Below are 17694 nucleotides of genomic sequence, written 5' to 3' on the forward strand. Positions count from 1 at the left end.
CAACTAGCATTGGCCCAAGCGGATATTCCCGACCGGAAGCGCGGACACCCGATATTCCACGGCCTCAGCCCCCTGGCTGCCTCCTTTAGCGCGAGTGACGCAGGCCGGCTCGCGCGCTGACCAACCAGCAGGCAGCCGTGAAGCGAACTTCAGTTCCGTGCACATAGGGATCAAAGGCGGTGCGGACAGTTTCTATGATTTGCTTGCGCGTCCCCTCGTCCGCATCGTGAAGGATCAGACCGACGGGACCGAGCCGGGTGAGATAACCGATCAGTTCCGTTTCCGGCATGATGCAGCCAACATCGACCGAACGAATGTCGATCTCGGCCCAACCGCTATCTTCCAGGATCGAGGTGACCCTACTTCGTTTTGCGAAGGAGAACTGTCCCGGCGCATCCGGCTTGCGGACGGGAAGGTTTGGCAACAGCGGTGCCGCGACGCGCTCGGCCGTCGTCATGAACGGATTTTCAGCGGCACTCCGCCAGGCGATGAACCGGAGTTCGGCGTCGTCCCTCGCGGCGCGCCTCAGGTTCGCGAACGCCTGGACCGGGTTATCGAAGAACATCACGCCGAAGCGCGACATGATCCTGTCGAAGCTCTGCGGATCGAAGGCATAAGTCTGCGCGTCCGCGCGGATGAAGCTTGCGGTCGATCCCTCCCGTTCGGCGCGCGCATGGGCGGTGGCGAGCATCGGAGTCGAAACATCGACGCCGATACAATGGCCTTTCACGCCGAGCCGCCGCGCCAATGCCAGCGTCGTGCTGCCGGTGCCGCAGCCAACGTCGAGCACGCAGTGCCCGCCGTCACCGCCCATCATCTCGACGAGCAGGTCTTCAAAAGGTTTGAACATCCGGTCGAGCACCTCCTGCTCGGCGACCCAGGCACGTCCGGCGCTGCCGTTCCACAGCGCCGTCTGCTCGTTTTCGGTCTGGTGTTTGAGAGTCATGGTTGTCGTCCTTAGCTAGCTCCCAGAGCGGAAGCTAAACTATGCTAGTTCAAGTCGACTTGAGGTCAAGAGGTGATCAAGCTAGACATAGCCGAGGTGGCGCAGCAGTCCGGCGTTCCCGCATCCACGCTGCGGTTCTACGAGGAAAAGGGGCTAATTGCCTCTACCGGCAGGCGCGGATTGCGCCGCGTGTTCGATTCCGGCGTACTGGAACGGCTGGCGCTGATCGCGCTGGGGCGCGCCGCAGGCTTCTCGCTCGATGAGATTGCGCTGATGTTCGCGCCCGAGGGGCCACCGCGCATCGATCGGCAGATGCTCGCGGCCAAGGCTGCGGAGTTGGACAGCACGATCCGCAGACTGACCGCCATGCGCGACGGGCTGCGGCACGCCGCTGCCTGTCCCGCATCGAGCCACATGGAGTGCCCCACCTTTCGTCGCATCCTGCGTGCCGCCGGGTCTGGCGCAATGGGCGTCCAAAGGAAGAAGGCTCCGAAGCGAGGACGGAACTAGTTTCTGGCGTTCGACCGGGCGCGGTCGCGACACTCTGGCCGGGAAAGCCGCGAGATCTGATACAACCAAGGTCGACTCCTGCCCGGCCCAGTTGGCAGAAATCGACCGAGGCTGTGTGAAAACGCATGCTGAACGCGGCGTTCTGAAAAACTGACCCTTCAGATCGCGCCGTATCGGCTTGGCAGCAACTTGGGAAGGGTAAAGCGACACCCGAAAACCGAGTACTTTTGCGTTTTCACACAGCCTCGACCCGCAACTGCCGTTCGAACTCATCACCCAGCCATGACCGCTTCCGGGGTGCAACGGACGCTTGCGCCTACTCTCAGCAGGTCAACTAGCTGGGATACTAGCGAACGCGGTCGCTAGTTCGTCGCTATGCGAAGAACTTCCAGAATATGGTGTGCGCCTTGCATGACCAAAGACAAATCGCGGGCTGAACAACCGAGTCAGGAAACAACAACACACGTCGCAGACCAACCGAGGGAAAATTGAACGACTTCATCATCAATGAGCAGGGGCATTTCTGGTGGCATGACATCGAAATCCCAGCCAACCATTTTGCGCCAGCCGATCACGTGACTGGCAAGCTAACGATTGCTGGCACTGGAGCCATTAGCCTTGAGCTTGACGGAAAAATGGCTGACTCAAGAGAACGAACGAGCTATTTCGCAACTGCAGACAAAGGACGAGAACCGCGCGCCATCCAAGGAATTCTTAAAGAATCTGGGAAGCATGTGCTCATTCTCGATGCCGTTCGAAACGGAGGAACGTTTAATTCGGACAGGTTCTCCTATGAGAAATATTTCGCGACCTTCATCATCGTTGGCAAGGAGGCACCTCCACGCAAGTTGGAAGCACTTAAATTCTCAAAATTCGAGGTAGACCTTCAAGACTTTGAGGCGTGGCTAGGCACTGGCTCAATTATGGTTACGCGCTCAAGTCGTACAGTGAAGTTGTCAAACAGACGCCTACCCGATGTGCCCTATCGGACCCCATCCGGCCGGTTAATTCTGAAGCACCATCTGGTCGATTCTAGAAGCGGTTTACCACATCATTTTAAAGTCACGCTCCACGAGTTCTTCAGCTTCCAGATGCGATTCAAGAAGCCTGAGGTGGCTGATGGCGTGCTATCGGAGTGGGGCGTTTTGCAGAACCTGCTCATCCTTCTGACCGGCACGGATTATCCGCTGCCATGGCCATCGGTGACGGTTTCCCGTACACGCAACACGTTCACATTGTTCTTTCACCGCCTGTCGGCAAGCGATACCCCTCCGACGTTTAGAGATTGTCCTGTCCGATTTTCGTCCATCAACGAGTCGTTCGGCGACATCGTCACGAAATGGAAGGAAGGCGTGAGGACCCATGGGGCCGGCTACTTTGCGTTCCCTTCAACGAAGCGAAAAATGACCCAGTATGTCGAGAATAAATTCTCGAATCTGATGTACGGGATGGAGTCGCTTCACCGCTCGAAGTTTGGCAGTCAGCCAAGAGACAGCAAGCTGCAAGCGAAGATAGACTCGATACTTGCACAGGTGGATTCCAAGCAGCGTCCGTGGTTGCAACGCGCGCTTCAGTTCCAAGGCGAACCTAGCTTGAAGGAGCGTCTAATGAAACTCATCAAAATCGTTCCGATGAAGTTCGAAGGCGCGCGGCTCGATGACTTCACAAAACGCTGTGCGGAGCTACGCAATGACATCGCTCACTTTGGTGGCAGCCGGACTAGAGCATCAGCGGCCGACTTTAATCTTGAGGTTAGTCGATTAAGCGAAGCACTGTCAGTGCTCTACCATATGATATTGCTTCTCGATATTGGCGTGAGCGAAGAACTCGTTCGCAAGTGGCTTGCATCTGGCCATCAGGCCTTTGCCATCAGGTATCACTTTGTAGAGGCAGGCTTGCTGAATAGAGCCGAACTTAGTCCAAAGAGAAAGTCAGCTCTCTAGCGATAAATTAAAGTTAATTCGCTCGCGGATGGTGCCGTACTCGCACGCGAGCTCACTCTAAGTCGGTGAATGAAAGACGTGATGCGAGAAACGCATCACGTGCTTTTCCTACGCTTTGTTACGACTCGAGGCGATACCATTTCGGGAAACGATTCATCGAATTCGGGGTCATCAAACAGATAGATACACATAAGGGGCGGGCGTTCTCGGTCGGATCGCGGCTTCAGCTTTGCGTTCCAGCGACGTTCGAAATCGTCTAGAAGGGCTTTCACCTATTGGTCCAAGTCGCGGAAAATTCTCGGGGCAGTGAAAAAAAGAACGTGCTCAACCTTAGATTTGATTGAATTGCCGGCATACGGCAATTTGCAGCGGTATTTACCGAGCTACCCCAACGTCCGCAAAGGCTGATGGCGGAGCATTCCTCTACAACAATCAGATGGCCGGTTTCGAGGGCGGATTCAACCGGTCGATGCAACACAATGAACGTCGCATGAGCGGCGGGAGTGTTGCAAATGAAACAGAGGCGCCGGATCTATTACAGCGAAAGCCAGAAGGCATTGATGTGGGAACGCTGGCGTAAAGGCGAGTCGTTGCAGCACATCGCCCAGCTATTTGACCGCAATCACTCGTCAGTACAGGGAATTCTGGCGCAAACTGGAGGAATCCAGCCGGCACCCCGCCAGCGATCCAGGCTGGCGCTGACGCTTGCCGAACGCGAGGAGATTTCGCGAAGCCTTGTCGCAGGCGATTCGATTCAGTCAATTGCCCGGCGACTGTCGCGATCACCGTCCACGATCTGTCGCGAGATCAAGCGCAACAGTGGGCAGGCCGGCTATCGGGCCAGCCACGCCGACCAGCTGGCATGGGATCGGTCGCTGCGCCCGAAAGTCTGCAAACTGGTCGAGCACCGGATGCTGGCCCATATCGTGGCCGACAAGCTCCAGTTGCAGTGGTCGCCCCAGCAGATTGCTGGATGGCTCAAACGCGCCTGGCCAGGCAGCGAGGACTACCACGTGTCACACGAAACCATCTATTGCAGTCTTTTCATCCAGGCACGGGGTGCACTGAAGAAAGAGCTGCTGGAGCATCTACGGCGCACCCGGGCCATGCGCCGCTCGCGCCATCACACGCAGAAAACGGACGATCACGGCAGGATCCGTGACGCGGTATCAATCAGTGAACGCCCCGCCACCGTGGAAGATCGCGCGGTGCCGGGACACTGGGAAGGCGATCTCCTGTGTGGCAGTGGCGGCAGCCAGATTGCAACGCTTGTAGAGCGTCAGACGCGCTATGTGATGCTGGTGAAGATCGCCAGCAAGGACAGCGAAACAGTAGTCAATGCGCTCATCAAACACGCTGGAAAGCTGCCTCAGGAACTCTATAAATCGCTTACGTGGGATCGGGGAACAGAGATGGCGGACCACAAACGGTTCACTATCGCCACCGACATTGCGGTGTATTTCTGCGATCCCAAACACCCCTGGCAACGCGGCTCGAATGAAAATACCAACGGCCTGTTAAGACAGTACTTTCCGAAAGGCATCGACCTGTCGGTCTACTCACAGGCCAAACTCAACGCAGTAGCACGAAGGCTGAACGAGCGACCACGAAAGACCCTGGATTACGAAACACCGGCTGAACGATTCCATCGAACTATTGCATCGACCGGTTGAATCCGCCAGACACAACAGCCGTTAGCCTTTCATAATCAACGATTCGCGGAGGGGCGTGGAGCCTCTAATCAGCGAGAAATAAACTAAGGCGAACTCGTTTCCAAACATTCCTACGGTGAAAAAATTAGCGTCGCTTGAAAGTCCTCTTTTGGCGCAAGGTGGCTACATTTACGACAGAAACGGCGATAACAATCTAGGCGAAAATATCCTACTGTAAAGTGACGTTGGCAGGTTCATCTTTCACGTCGGCCACTGTGAAACCAACCGGTCATAAACTGACGCGCGTGGTGAATGCAAAAAGGAGTCCATGAGATGACTGCCAATTGCGGAATGATTTCGTGATAGAAAACACGGCGCCCTTCCTCCGGAGTGTCCGGTCTGATTTACAGCATCGGCCTTTTTCTCCGAGCCGGTGACCGTGGCCATGGCTGCGGCACGCTTTAGCGCTCGGGACTCGGAAGGAATAAGCATGGATAGTAGGGAAACGCATGAGGCCAAGGACAAGTCGCAGGCACAGGATCGGCAGCGCAAGGCCTCAAGAATTGTGGCCTGCGGAATCGTACTCGTATTCCTCCTTTTGCTGGTTCCGCCTTCACGAATGACTGGGGTGATCGGGCAGGTCGTCACCGGTCTTATCTGGCCCATCTTCCTGCTGGTCGTGATCGTGCTTTACCAGCCCCACGTGGAGAGACTTTTCCACGAAGTAGCGGAGCGAATCAAGCAAGGGTCCGGAATCTCGGTGGGGAACTGGGTCACGCTTGAGAAGACAAACATCCCCGCGGCAGCACAAAGAATCCCCGCTCCCACCGAAGAGCAGAGTGTGACCTTGGAGAACATTGCTTTATTGCACACGAGCTTCTTTTCAGAAAAGGGAACACGAAAGCACGGGCAAGACGGCCGACTTTATTACCAGTTTGAAGTGGTTGTTATGGCGCCGGACGTTGTCATGGGGCGTGTGGAACGCGTGGAATATCATCTAGAAAAAGCGTGGCCTCCGGAAAACCGCGAACACGTGAGCGAGGATCGCGCATCTAGGTTCAAGATGAAGGACCTAGCCAACGGAACTTCGATAGTTGTGGCCGACGTGTTCTTTCGCGGGGACGACCACCCGCTGAAGCTCAACCGCTTTATCGACCTGCGCCCGGACGGACCCAGAATCTGATTGCTACCTCACAGGAAACCCGGGCGGCTGATCCCGACACTTGCGGATCGCCCACCACCCCGATTTTCCGGTTAGGCTGGACTGCATGGAGAATTACCGAGCTTCGCCGATCTCGGAGGTATCTATGTACGACTATGACGTGAAAGTGCGCGGCACACCCGATCCACCCATATTTCTTTGGGGATCCCGTGGAATTGCGTTGAATCTTAGCTGGCCACTGTTACTAGCGGTGCGCAACGATGTTGCCGGTGATCCTATCGAAGTACACACCGAGACCGCAGACGGCAAAAGTAATCTAGTCGGTACGCTTCTAGCGGGCGAGTACTACACAATTCCGCTGGTCGGACTACGGGGCGTTTTTGCGACCTGCAAGGCTGATTCCAATGTTTCGTGTTCGATATTGGTGCCGCAAATCGGCCCGTCGGTGTAACGTTTCGCGCGGCTTGCTATTACCGTTCCTCTTGGCGCCGGGAACCGGCGGAGCTACGAAATGACAACAATTCCTGCGAAAGCCATCAATCTGCGTGTACGCCCGCTTCAGTCTGTGGACCTGTGCTTTCCTGTTGACGGCATTCTTGCCGGCTTCTGGCAAGAGGATCCCGGATCTTCCGGAGCCACCCAGAACGACATCCACCTACTCGGAAAAAAAGTCAAAGCCTTTGATCTAGGCAACCTTTATTCGCAGCTCAGCACTGTCCATCCGCCGGGTATATGGAAGTTTTCTGGCCCTGGAAAGCCCGCCGTATTTGAGCCTCTCTCCGACTCGCTGCAGCCGTTAGGTTGGGGTCGATTGAAGTATGACTCCAAGGCAATACGGGACGCAATGAGCGAGAGCATTCTATTCGAACTACGCGCTGAGCAGGTCAAGGCAGCCCTAGATAAGGCGGTGGGGCAGCGAGAAAACATTTGGGTCCAGAAATATGAGGTATCCGTCTATGAGGCAACCAAGCTGGTATATGATCGAACCGACCCAAACTCGAAGCTTAACCGCCTGAAAAGGCTTGCAGCGATATCGCAAGACCAACACGATCGATTGGACGCGGAGTACGTCGCCGACTTCCCTAAAGACGGAAGTGGCGCTCCTGTTTGGAACAAAGGCGTCATAAAACAAAGCGTCACTGGCGGTTCAGTAAGCTCTAATAAGGTGCAAACACAGATTCAAGATTCAAAGACCACGATACAAAGCTGGCTTACAGATGGTTCCTTCCCTACCGAGAACAATAGCTCATCCACAAGAGGGTATGACTATAGGACCCCGAGCCTGGAGAACGATGCGCAATTAGAGCGTGCACAGATCAGTCTCCGCGATGAGCAACTTTCTGCCGTGTCGACTACCAACTACGCGTGCGGCAGTCTGGTGGAACGAAAGGCCACGGAGCTCGGTCCGGATGGCTTGACCGTTCGTTACCTTGCGAATGATCTTGCGGCGATTGACCTCGACATAAAGAGACTTCAGGCCGCGTACATGGACACATTGTTAGTGTCACCGATCGACGGTGTAGTGACGGGCGTTTTCCGAAACATAGGCGATTCGGTGCGCGCGGCACAGCCCGTGATTCGCATCGAGAATGATGCTGAGATTTACCTAGTTGGAACATTGAAGTATCCAGGTCTTCTTCAGATTGATCAAAGCATCTCGGTATCTACTCAGCTAGCTGACACATCGGAGCCGAGATCCGTCTCTGGCAAAGTCAGGGCGGTGCGCGGCCACGATTCTGAGGACAACCTCTGGGACGTGCTAATTCTCTGCAACAATCGCGAGGGAGGACAGGCTCAGTTCCCAATTAACTACAATTTTGACTTCGACACCACGACCGTGACTGTAACCGCGGTGTGACCCGAGGGCAGAGTCGATGGCAACAGATTGCGAAATTACGTGGTCGCCGGAAATCCCGCATGTCGGTGACCTAGTAACAATTTGGGCTACTTTGAGTCCTACCCCGCCTGTTAAGTCGCATGTTTGGATTTCTGTTGATGGCGACGACGTAGGTCAGCTGTACACCGACGCCGGAGGCCGCGCGTCGAGGCCATGGTCGCCGTCGTATGAAGGTAAGCATTACATAGTGTGGGATTTTGGAACCTTGCCGGGTGAGGACGATACTCCTCCGGACAGCGGTTCTTCTGACACGCCCATCGAACTGGTCGTATTACTGGGGCAGGATCCCGGTCCCGCGCAGCAGCCCTCGCAAGGGGGAGCTGCGGGACCAGTTGGCGCTCGGGGACCAGGCGACGGTCAGGGCGCCCCGCCTGGAGCTGCTGGCGCCCCTTTTCAGTGCAGTTCGAATGCCTTCAATGGTGCATCGAACATCGATCCATATACGGGCGCACCAGCCATCGACCCGTATACTGGGGAACCTCTGTCAGAGCGTGATGCTTCGATCTACGACCGCATCAAGGATGTCTATTCGATGCGCGACGCAGTGACAGAATCCACCCGATACGCGATTCGGGATTTCTACAATCAGCCCGCTATAGATCTCACTGGCGTACCTCAATCAGTTCAAAATTCGATCCTCGATATTTTCAATCAGGTTCCGGAGACGCCTCTACCAGGGCGAGGGCTTGACGAGTTCATTAGCGATACGATTTCGTCGGTCCTAGGTGATGCGAGCAGCGGCATGGGCTCCGGCTTGGGGGCAGCATCCACTGCAATCGGCGTCGTCAGTTACGCCAATGAATTGGCCCTGGAATCGACGGGAAAGGCCTTTGAATTGGGCTTGGAAGCGACGGGAAAGGCCTTGTGGCGGTTCGCAGGAGGCGCCCTCCGAGCATTAGGGGGAGTACAGGAATTTCAAGCTGGCGTTGAACTCGCGGTCGGTGGCGGATTACTCGGCGCCGTGGTCGGAATTCCAGTTGGAGTTCAGGGGCTGGACCAACTAATCACTGGCGTTAGGACCATGGCTGGTCAGGATGCCCAATCCTTAGAGGAACAGATTGCCATATCGGCTTTAGGCCCCAAGGGCTCCCAATACGCAGGCATTGCGGAGGGATTGGGAGGGCTGCTCTCTGGCGGCCTCAGTTCTGCTTCTGCGTTCGGTGAAATTGAGCGCTTTGCTGCTCCTAACTTGGCTGCGGAAGCGACAGCAGCCATGCGAGTGGAGCTGTCCGGAGCTACGGCTCTCAGCGAGGTGAGTTCAATCGTAGCACCGGCCGAGCAAGCAGCGCTGCAGCCTGCGGAGCTACCGCGAATCGCGTTTATCAGGAACGTGGAAGCGGACATGACGGTTGGAGAATTCGGCTTCAATATCGGTCGCGCCGCAAGTGGGGAGATGAGCGGGCTAGCCCCAAGAGATCCGCTTCTTTTCGGTAGCGAATGGGATCAAGGGACCAAGGCGGAGGAGATGGTCGCCTCTCTAAGGAGCGAATTAGCGGCTGGAGAGCTTGGGTCAGAAATCAATTCTACTCGCGCATCGAGTTTCGAGATGAGTCCCGCTCCCGGAGAGGAAGTCTATGTCAAGACCTGGTTAGATAGAGTACTGCAGAGAGGTGTGGATCAAACAACCGCATCATTCCAGGCCGGGCCGGCCGCAATGGCTCAACTTGTGCCACCCAATACTCCGTTTCGAGCCATACCGCAGTACGGCGGATTTGTGATGGAGTATGGAACCAAAGACTGGGTCCAGCGCCAAGAAATTTTGGATACGTTGCTTGAAGGTGTCCCTCAATCCGCGCAGATGGTACGCGGTGGTGCTCCAGACATTCAATTGCGCGCCACATTCGTCGAACTATGGGGGACCGAAATGAAGTGGGACGTTACTACAGCCAGAGCAGCGGAATTGAAGGCAGCACGCGGCGTTGATTACACGTTTCTAAAATATACCGTGGACTGGGCTTTGATCGGGAAGATACTTGCAGGTGGCGCCGGGAAGTAAGTGGAGTCGCGTGCTAGGCGGCGGAAGCGCCCCCGCTGTTTATATGAACGCCCCCGATGCGCCAGGTCTTCTTGTGCTCTGATTTGACAAGATAGGTTGCAGCTTTATATGCGGCCTGTTTGCAGCCTTATACGCCGCGGGCCCCGATGAAATCCGCCGACTCGCTCCTCATTTGTCGCACGAGTTTACGCTCGAACTACCTTTCAGGTTTAGCGAATCCCGGTCCGACCTGTCGTTCATCACACTCGATTGCCATCGCAACCTTTCGAAGTCATCCTGTAGTCTCAGTTACCGGTTCCGGGGCGCTTCAGGGCCGGCGTTGCCGAACGGCTGGTCTCAACGGCGGCTAGCCGTTCGAATGTCTCTGCTGTCTCGACGATGAAAGTCCGGAGTTGGCCGATCACAGTCCGATGCGGACGGCATGCCGCGCTCCCCGACATCGGATAGCGCCGGGCCGTCATCGACCCAAACCAGTCTTACGTCGGCTGCTGCGACGACGGCCGCTTTTGAATTCCGTTGCGGCCGTTCGGCGACGCGGGCCACCCCGTGGCGCTCGGACGTTCGGCGGCCATTCGCCAACTCAGATGCATCGCTTCAAGAGAATGCAGCGCTAGAAGGTCGCCGACTTCGCGGCCGTAGGGGCACTTATCGGGGCAATAATTGGACCAGTTGTTCCCCACCTTTTCTCCTGAACCGCACGTCGCGGGCGGAGCAACTACTTTTCTGACAACTGGCGTGAGCGACGGCGATAGAATGCAGCCAAACCTTGAGAGGGAAACCAATGGACGACCAGCAGGCGTATCAGCGCGCGCATCAGCGTATCGGCGCGATATCAAACGCTCATGTAGGGCGGGAATTTGAATTACGCGCGCAGGCGTTCTTTGCCGAGCAAGGCATCATTCTGCGACCACGCCATAAGGTGCATATCGGCATCGGGGCGGTTAAGAAGCCGCATGAGTTCGATCTGGGATGCGATGACCAGAAGGTCGTCATCGAATGCAAGTCACACCGCTGGACTGCTACCGCGAACATCCCCAGTGCAAAGCTGACGGTATGGAACGAAGCGATGTACTACTTTAGCCTTGCTCCTTCCGATTATCGCAAGGTCATGTTTGTGCTGCGCGACATGTGCGGCAAGCGTTCGCTTAGTCTTGCTACTCATTACCTGAAAAACCATGCTCATCTGGTTCCGGAAGATGTGGAATTTTGGGAGTACGACGAACTCGCGCGAGTCGCAGAACGCATCCGATAAGCTGATTACCGCACTCAGCGGTCGTCGATAATGGTCATTAGCGCCGGCGCGCTTGTGGCACTGATATGAGCTGGCCTAGATTCTTACTGCCGCGTTAAGCCAGCGGGGAGCCAGCACAAAGAACGGGCAACGACGGTGGCGCGGTAGAGTTACATTTGGTGTGAAAGCACTCATTCGTCAAAGTCGGTAACAGGCGTTCGCCGCAGCCATCTACGGATGTCTAGTCTCAAGCGGTTAGCCGGGGTAGCAAGTTCAACGGTCGAACGTCGGAAGAGGCCGATGAAGCAACATCCGTCTTCGCCAATCGAACGGCCGTTTACTGGGCGGGGCCGACGTCTGAACGTCCGGGCGACGCAGCGGGTGAATGACGCTTCGTGGCCGAGTCCAGTCCAACGGCGAACGCATCAAACCGAACCGGAAGGACTTTGCTCTCACGTTAAAAGGCCTGCTCAACCTTGAATGAACCGGAAAAGCGCAGTGAACTACCGGCGAGCATCGTGCCGCGACATCGCCGGTGACCGCAGTGGCACGCATACTGCGCGCGCACCGCTGCCGAGGCGCGGCCCTCTGTCATAAGACCGTATGCGATGAACAGCTCCTCGCCTGGCTGGACATCCGATACCGCCTGAATGTAGACCCTTCCATCCTCCTCGATGGCCTCGCAGTTGGCGACGCAGGCATGGTTGAGCCAACGCGCGCTGTTGCCGCCGAGCGAACCGTCAATCACCCTTCCGTCGGTAAGTCCACGGAGGAAAGTATGGCCCTCCTCCCCGAACCGGCGATGGCGACTTATCGCGCGCTTCCAGCTCATCACCGTGCCGGTATACTCGAGGATGAGTTCGCCGGCGCACAGCGGCTGCAGCACAAAGACGCCGCGACCGTGAACGCTCGAGCGGCGGACAGAGATTCTTTTCATCGATAGTCGGTATTGCGAATGCGGGAAGTTGAGCTACCGCTGGCGAGGACCGGAACGAACATCACATCTCCGCCTGCAAGTCAGGGACGGGCACTTGACAGCGATTCGCGCCTGGTAGAATCGTCCATCATCCACAACGAGAATTCAAGACGATGGCACGATATAAAGAACTGCTTGCGGAAAAAGAGCAGCTTGAAAGGCTGATCGCGGAGGCGCGGCAGCAGGAGGTGGCTTCCGCGCTCGAAAAAGTCCGTGAGACTGTCGCGGAGTTCGGCTTCACGCCTGAACAGGTGTTTGGCAAGCGGCGCAAGGACGCGGGGCGCGCGGTGGCCGCGAAGTTCCGCAACCCCGAGACTGGTGAAACGTGGAGCGGGCGCGGGCGCGCGCCGCGATGGCTCAAGGATCAGGATGTTGAACGCTTTCGCATCACTGGATGACTGTGCCAGATGATGGCGCCGGGAAGGCGCGGATTTATCTCGCGGGTTTCGACGTGTTTCGCGCCGACGCGCTGGAATACGGTCGCTCCCTGCAGCGACTTTGCGCCAGTCTGGGATTTGCGGGGCTTTACCTGCTCGACGCGGTCGCGCCGGCGAACCTGTCGCCTCACGACAAGGCCACGTGGATCTATCGCGCCAACGTGGCCGCGATTCGCCGCGCCGATATCGTCATGGCCAATGTGGGTGACTTTCGCGGCGTTGGCGAGCCGGATAGTGGCACCGCGTTCGAGATCGGGTTTGCCGCCGCGCTGGGAAAGCCAATATGGGCTTATCGCGACGATCTGAGCGCACTGCGTGAGCGCGTGCCGTGCATCGCGACAGCGCTCGGCAAAGTTTGCGAGCGCGGCTATCTGGTCGAGGACTTCGGGCTTCCCGTCAACCTGATGCTCGCGTGCGCGGCGCAGATCGTCGAGGGCGGCCCTCTCGCCTGCCTGCACGCGATCGCCGACGCACAGAGCAAGGGGATGGCCCCCTCTCCCTATAGACGGGGTTGGCGAATCGCAGATTCGCAAGGCGTCGGGGTGACGCCAATCCAGTATATAAGGTACCGCACGTGATGAACGAGTCGCATCTTTGGACAGCCGAGCCGCACACCGCCTACCTGCAATGGCAGACAACGGAAGCGGCCGGTGCAGATCGCCGCCGCTTCTCCCAACGCTCGATCGTGCAGCATAAGGCGATGTTCGACCGGTTCCTGCGCCATCTGGTCACCTGCGGCGTGGCACTCGCGACGTTCGGGCCCGAGCACCTCGAGTCATTCTTTGGCGACGTCGAAAACCGCTGTGCGCCGGGTACGACCACGCGCCTGCGTTACGTCAAGCTGATCGACCGGCTGTGTCGTCATCTTGTCGACGTCGGCCTGCGGGAGAGCAATCCGGCGGCACCCTTCGCGCTCTCGGCCGCTTGGCCAGAGGATGAGCCAGAGCCACTCTTTCTTGATCCGGCCGCCGACGCTGCGCTGCAGGCCTACGCCCAGCCCGACGCCGGCGACGATGCTCGCCTGTGCCGCAACCGGGCGGTGGTCGCGCTGCTGCTCGGCGCAGGACTCACTGCGGCCGAACTTCGCGGCGCGCGCTGCCGCGATATCGTTATCGCCGGCATACGACCGCAGGTACGGGTTCCCAAACGGGGCGCACGCCTCGAACGTACAGTCGCCCTGCCCCCGTTCTCAACGCCACCGTTAGGCGCGTGGCAGCAGGCGCATCGTGCGTCAGAGGCGGCGCTCCTGTTTTCGGCGCCGCGGACCGACGACAAGCCCATCAACGATGTCCTGCTCGGTGCGATCGTGCGGGAAGCGCTGGACGCAATCGGGTTCGCCGCGCCGGACATGAGCCCGCGTGTGTTGCGCAATACCTTCGCGCGTCGGCAACTGCTGTGGGGCAAGACCAACGAGCAGACGAGCGCGTTACTCGGTCTCGCCAGTCAGCGCACCGTCACGCGACTTCGCGCCACCATCACCGCGCCGACGACTTGACTTCGCGCCCCACTCCGTAGGCTGGTTTTACCGGTTCATCCGTTCCGGCAAAACCTTTGTTCGGAGTGCTACATGCCATACAGAACATCTTCCATGGACATGGCCTATCCCGATGAAACGGGCCGGCCATGCGCGCTTCAGTTCCGCATCGCGTTTACCGCAGCAACGGAACGTCTGGCCGTCGTCCATCTGCTTGAGACGAGGGCCGATTACCAAGGTCCGATGGAGTCGTCCATCGTCCGTGACCAGATCCTTAATCGCATTCTTGACATTCACCTGCGCGGCGTGCCGCTGAACGCCATCCGGCTCGTCGTCGAGAGCGGCGGTGAGTGGTCGCTATTTCCAATCGATTTCGACGTGGGGGACTACATCAAGCGCGGCAATCCCTACGAGGCGACACATGTCACCACTGGCCGCGGCCTGTTCCGGGAACGTGTCGCGATCCGGTCCGAGTCGGTTGTCGCCGGGCGCACCCGCGTACAGACCAGCCACGCCGAGCCCGTTGCCGTCCCGCGCGACATTGCTAACGCGCTGTGCTAGGCGTGTGACGAGGTAGCCCGGCGCGCAAGCTCGAAAGGCGGTGCAGTTACGCCGTCTTTCGCCAGCGCGTGCACGCGGCGACCTGCCAGAATGTTTGAGAGTTTCTGTATCCGATGACCTGCAACGCACATCACAGCCCTTCGTTGCCCACCACCACTCGAGAGCGCATGAAAATAATCAAGCCGACGAACGAGCAGCTCGACACACTCGAGACGGTCGCCTCCGGCGCGACGGTAAAAGTGAAAGCGTACGCCGGCGCCGGCAAGACCTCGACGCTCGGGATGATTGCGGAACGGTTCAGCACGAAGCGTGGCCAGTACCTCGCTTTCAACAAGGACATTGCGGCCGAAGCAAAGCGGAAGTTTCCGCGCAACGTCATGTGCCAGACAGTCCATTCGGTCGCCTTCCGGGCCAGCGACAAGGCACTGACCGCGCGGCTGAATCTTCCCAAGGAGCCGCCTCACCTCCTTGCCGCCCGGTACGGGCTCGGGCCCATCCGCGTTCCGACGATTATCGGCAAGAATGTCGAGCTATCCGCCTTCCAGGTTGGTCGGCTCGTTGCCGACGGCGCTGCGCGGTTTTGCCGGTCCGCTCAGGACGAGCCCGAGGCGTGGCACATTCCAGTCGACGAAATGATCACGGAGCAGTCGGCCGACGAGTTGCGCGCGATGCTGTTGCCCTTCGTGGTGCGCCACTGGAACGAGAGCATCGACCCGCAGGGAAAGACTGCCATCACGCCGGACACGTATCTGAAGACATGGGAGCGGTCGCGGCCGCAGATCGGCGCGGATTTCATCCTGTTCGATGAGGCGCAGGACAGCGACGGTCTGATGCTGTCGGTCCTGCGTCGCCAGGAGCACGCACAGGTCATCTATGTGGGCGACCCCTATCAGCAGATCTACGAGTGGCGCGGCGCGGTCAACGCGATGGAATACATCAAGGCACGGGAGTGCGCGCTCACCGAGTCGTTCCGCTTCGGACCGCACTTTGCCGCGCTTGCCTCACGCATTCTGAACCTCCTGGGGGAGCCCGTACCGCTTCGCGGCCAGGCCAACGTCTCATCGATCTTCTTCGAGGAGCATGACCCAACACGGAGCTTCGACGCGATCCTCTGCCGCAAGAACGTGACCGTCATCGAGACTCTGGCAAACGGCCTGCAGAGCGGACACAAAGTCGCCGTGCGGGCCAACATTGAGGAGATCCTCGCTTTCGCCGACGGCGCAGACCGCTTGATGCGGGGCCAACGCACCTTCAGCCCGGCGTCGCTCGCGCTGTTTGAGGCATGGCGCGACGTCCAGCAATACGCGGCGACCCACGCAGGCCGCGATCTCCTGCCGGTCGTTCAGCTTATCGATCGTGAAGGCACTGCGTATCTGCGCAACCTCCTGTCTCGCGCCTCGCCGGAAGCAGAGGCAGACTATGTGGTTTCAACAATTCACCGGGCGAAAGGTCTTGAATGGGACCGGGTGAAGGTGTGCGGCGAATTTCGGTTCAAGACAGAAGATGACGGACGCACCACGATGACCGATGAAGAAAAGCGCTTGCTGTACGTCGGCCTCACGCGAGCTCGGCATGAAATGGATGTGTCTGAACTGCGCACCGACCTGCTCAAGGTCTTTCACGCCGCCGCAACAGTTTGAACCGGCGCAGTAAGCGTCGCAACCACTGGCACGGGCTGGCCGCAGACGATCCCGAAGGCGTGGTTCGACCGTGGAGATCGAGTGACCGGTCACCTCGCCTCACCGGCCACCCGCCCCACTGGGGTTAACGGGCGGTTTTGGCGTGAAGCAAAACCACCACGATAATACTGTCTATTGTCGTTTTTGCCGTCAACTCATGTACGCGCCATCGACAATGATTCGTAAGTGGGAGCATAATTTTCGCCTTATGGAGGAACCACATGACTTGCGATGCACACGATGAGGACGACCCGGAAGATTACATTCATACGCCCCTGACAGTCGATGATTTGATCGTCGCGGATATGATTGCTAGAGTTGAGCTACTACGCCCGGAGCAGGATTCTGTGGTCCGCTCATTCGAACATGTTGAGGTCGTAATCGGTGCGCGCTTGTACTCGGAACGAGTACACAAAGTGGACGCCCGAATTGCCGCCCAGATGGAGGCAATGGGACACCCTGCGGAGCAAACTATTGTTCAAGAGGAAATGACTTTGTGTCGATGCCGCGATGAGTCGGGCGCTGATTTCAAGGCTCGCGTGCAGGCCGGGCGGCACGAGTTTGGGGAGGGAGTGAAATGTGAGTACAAGTCCATCAGTTTGTATGCCGACGTCACAACGCAGACAATTACACGGTATTTAGATACGTGGTATCAGCATTTCCATCGGGATCACATGATTCAAGATCATGAGATGCCGATTTTTGAATCCTTAAATCTTGTATCCGGGCCTGAAATACATTTAGTCGAAAATCTGTTCGGAATCACAGAATCTGGTAGAGAGAGTCGGCGAGCACCTAGAACAAGGCCCGGGGATTTAACGAAATCTGGCGCCGGTAGGTCCAAGATTATTTTTAGGATACGGCACTCGGGCGGAACCCAGTACGTATTTGAGCCTTCTAACGGACTGTCCGAATTTGGGGACAGAGGCGCAAAGTTTGTCGAGATTACCTTCGATTTCGAAGACCAAATAATAGAGTTCGAGTTGGACGGGTGGCGATATTGGCATGTGGGCGCACCCGAGATAACAGCCGAGGGGCATGCTATGGTTGCGCTACAGAGTGGAGACGGTAACAAGTTAAGACCAGGCTTGGCAACTCTTAAGTGGCGATCCTACTGTGGTGAAGTGCAGTGGAATGGCAATATTGAGTTCGATGGCCCCGAGCGTTGCTAACGCGGGCCAGCTTCGGTCATACGCAAAAAAACCCGGGTTCCAGAGGAACCACGGGCTG

The 17694-nt window shown here is 57.7% G+C and carries 16 protein-coding genes; 14 read left to right on the forward strand and 2 right to left on the reverse strand.

Annotated features, from left to right (window positions below; genetic code table 11):
• Positions 1–85: 85 nt before the first annotated feature.
• On the reverse strand, positions 86–946 hold the full coding sequence (locus tag B0G69_RS39080) for a methyltransferase domain-containing protein (protein WP_121320451.1): 861 nt from the start codon (positions 944–946) through the stop codon (positions 86–88).
• Positions 947–1018: 72 nt separating this feature from the next.
• Here B0G69_RS39080 and B0G69_RS39085 point away from each other — a divergent pair, with 72 nt between their 5' ends.
• The 8 genes from B0G69_RS39085 (at position 1019) to B0G69_RS39115 (ending at position 11358) form a co-directional block, all read left to right on the forward strand.
• Positions 1019–1456, forward strand: coding sequence for a helix-turn-helix domain-containing protein (locus B0G69_RS39085; protein WP_121325359.1), 438 nt, complete (start codon positions 1019–1021; stop codon positions 1454–1456).
• Positions 1457–1944: 488 nt separating this feature from the next.
• Entirely contained in the window at positions 1945–3399 is a 1455-nt protein-coding gene (locus B0G69_RS39090; protein ID WP_121325360.1) for a HEPN domain-containing protein, read from the forward strand.
• Between the two features lie 512 nt (positions 3400–3911).
• Complete coding sequence (locus B0G69_RS39095) at positions 3912–5072, forward strand: IS30 family transposase (RefSeq protein ID WP_121325361.1); 1161 nt, start codon at positions 3912–3914, stop codon at positions 5070–5072.
• Positions 5073–5541: 469 nt separating this feature from the next.
• Positions 5542–6234, forward strand: a complete 693-nt coding sequence (locus tag B0G69_RS39100; RefSeq protein ID WP_121325362.1) for a pYEATS domain-containing protein — start codon at positions 5542–5544, stop codon at positions 6232–6234.
• A gap of 124 nt (positions 6235–6358) precedes the next feature.
• Positions 6359–6664, forward strand: a complete 306-nt coding sequence (locus B0G69_RS40900) for a hypothetical protein (protein ID WP_147440843.1) — start codon at positions 6359–6361, stop codon at positions 6662–6664.
• A gap of 60 nt (positions 6665–6724) precedes the next feature.
• Positions 6725–8071: an HlyD family efflux transporter periplasmic adaptor subunit gene (locus tag B0G69_RS39105; protein ID WP_121325363.1), complete on the forward strand. Its 1347-nt coding sequence runs from the start codon at positions 6725–6727 to the stop codon at positions 8069–8071.
• Positions 8072–8642: 571 nt separating this feature from the next.
• Positions 8643–10106, forward strand: a complete 1464-nt coding sequence (locus B0G69_RS39110; RefSeq protein ID WP_121325364.1) for a hypothetical protein — start codon at positions 8643–8645, stop codon at positions 10104–10106.
• 781 nt (positions 10107–10887) lie between these two features.
• Positions 10888–11358: a hypothetical protein gene (locus tag B0G69_RS39115; RefSeq protein WP_121325365.1), complete on the forward strand. Its 471-nt coding sequence runs from the start codon at positions 10888–10890 to the stop codon at positions 11356–11358.
• 436 nt (positions 11359–11794) lie between these two features.
• On the opposite strand, the gene B0G69_RS39120 is transcribed toward B0G69_RS39115, so the two are convergent.
• Positions 11795–12274 (reverse strand): SET domain-containing protein-lysine N-methyltransferase, encoded by a 480-nt coding sequence (locus B0G69_RS39120; RefSeq protein ID WP_121325366.1) that lies wholly within the window; start codon positions 12272–12274, stop codon positions 11795–11797.
• A gap of 152 nt (positions 12275–12426) precedes the next feature.
• Here B0G69_RS39120 and B0G69_RS39125 point away from each other — a divergent pair, with 152 nt between their 5' ends.
• From B0G69_RS39125 to B0G69_RS39150, 6 genes are all read left to right on the forward strand, one after another.
• Positions 12427–12711 (forward strand): H-NS histone family protein, encoded by a 285-nt coding sequence (locus tag B0G69_RS39125; protein WP_121325367.1) that lies wholly within the window; start codon positions 12427–12429, stop codon positions 12709–12711.
• Positions 12708–13328 carry a nucleoside 2-deoxyribosyltransferase gene (locus B0G69_RS39130; protein ID WP_121325368.1) on the forward strand — a complete coding sequence of 207 codons (621 nt, stop codon included), beginning with the start codon at positions 12708–12710 and terminating at the stop codon, positions 13326–13328. Before B0G69_RS39125 ends, B0G69_RS39130 begins: the two co-directional genes overlap by 4 nt.
• On the forward strand, positions 13328–14245 hold the full coding sequence (locus B0G69_RS39135; RefSeq protein WP_121325369.1) for a site-specific integrase: 918 nt from the start codon (positions 13328–13330) through the stop codon (positions 14243–14245). Before B0G69_RS39130 ends, B0G69_RS39135 begins: the two co-directional genes overlap by 1 nt.
• Positions 14246–14338: 93 nt before the next feature.
• Positions 14339–14785: a hypothetical protein gene (locus tag B0G69_RS39140; RefSeq protein WP_241991744.1), complete on the forward strand. Its 447-nt coding sequence runs from the start codon at positions 14339–14341 to the stop codon at positions 14783–14785.
• Positions 14786–14952: 167 nt separating this feature from the next.
• On the forward strand, positions 14953–16425 hold the full coding sequence (locus B0G69_RS39145) for a 3'-5' exonuclease (protein ID WP_121325371.1): 1473 nt from the start codon (positions 14953–14955) through the stop codon (positions 16423–16425).
• A 260-nt stretch (positions 16426–16685) separates the two neighbouring features.
• Positions 16686–17636, forward strand: a complete 951-nt coding sequence (locus B0G69_RS39150; protein WP_121325372.1) for a hypothetical protein — start codon at positions 16686–16688, stop codon at positions 17634–17636.
• The last annotated feature ends 58 nt before the right edge of the window (positions 17637–17694 follow it).

The sequence above is a fragment of the Paraburkholderia sp. RAU2J genome (genome assembly GCF_003634845.1).
Classification (GTDB): Bacteria; Pseudomonadota; Gammaproteobacteria; order Burkholderiales; family Burkholderiaceae; genus Paraburkholderia; species Paraburkholderia fynbosensis.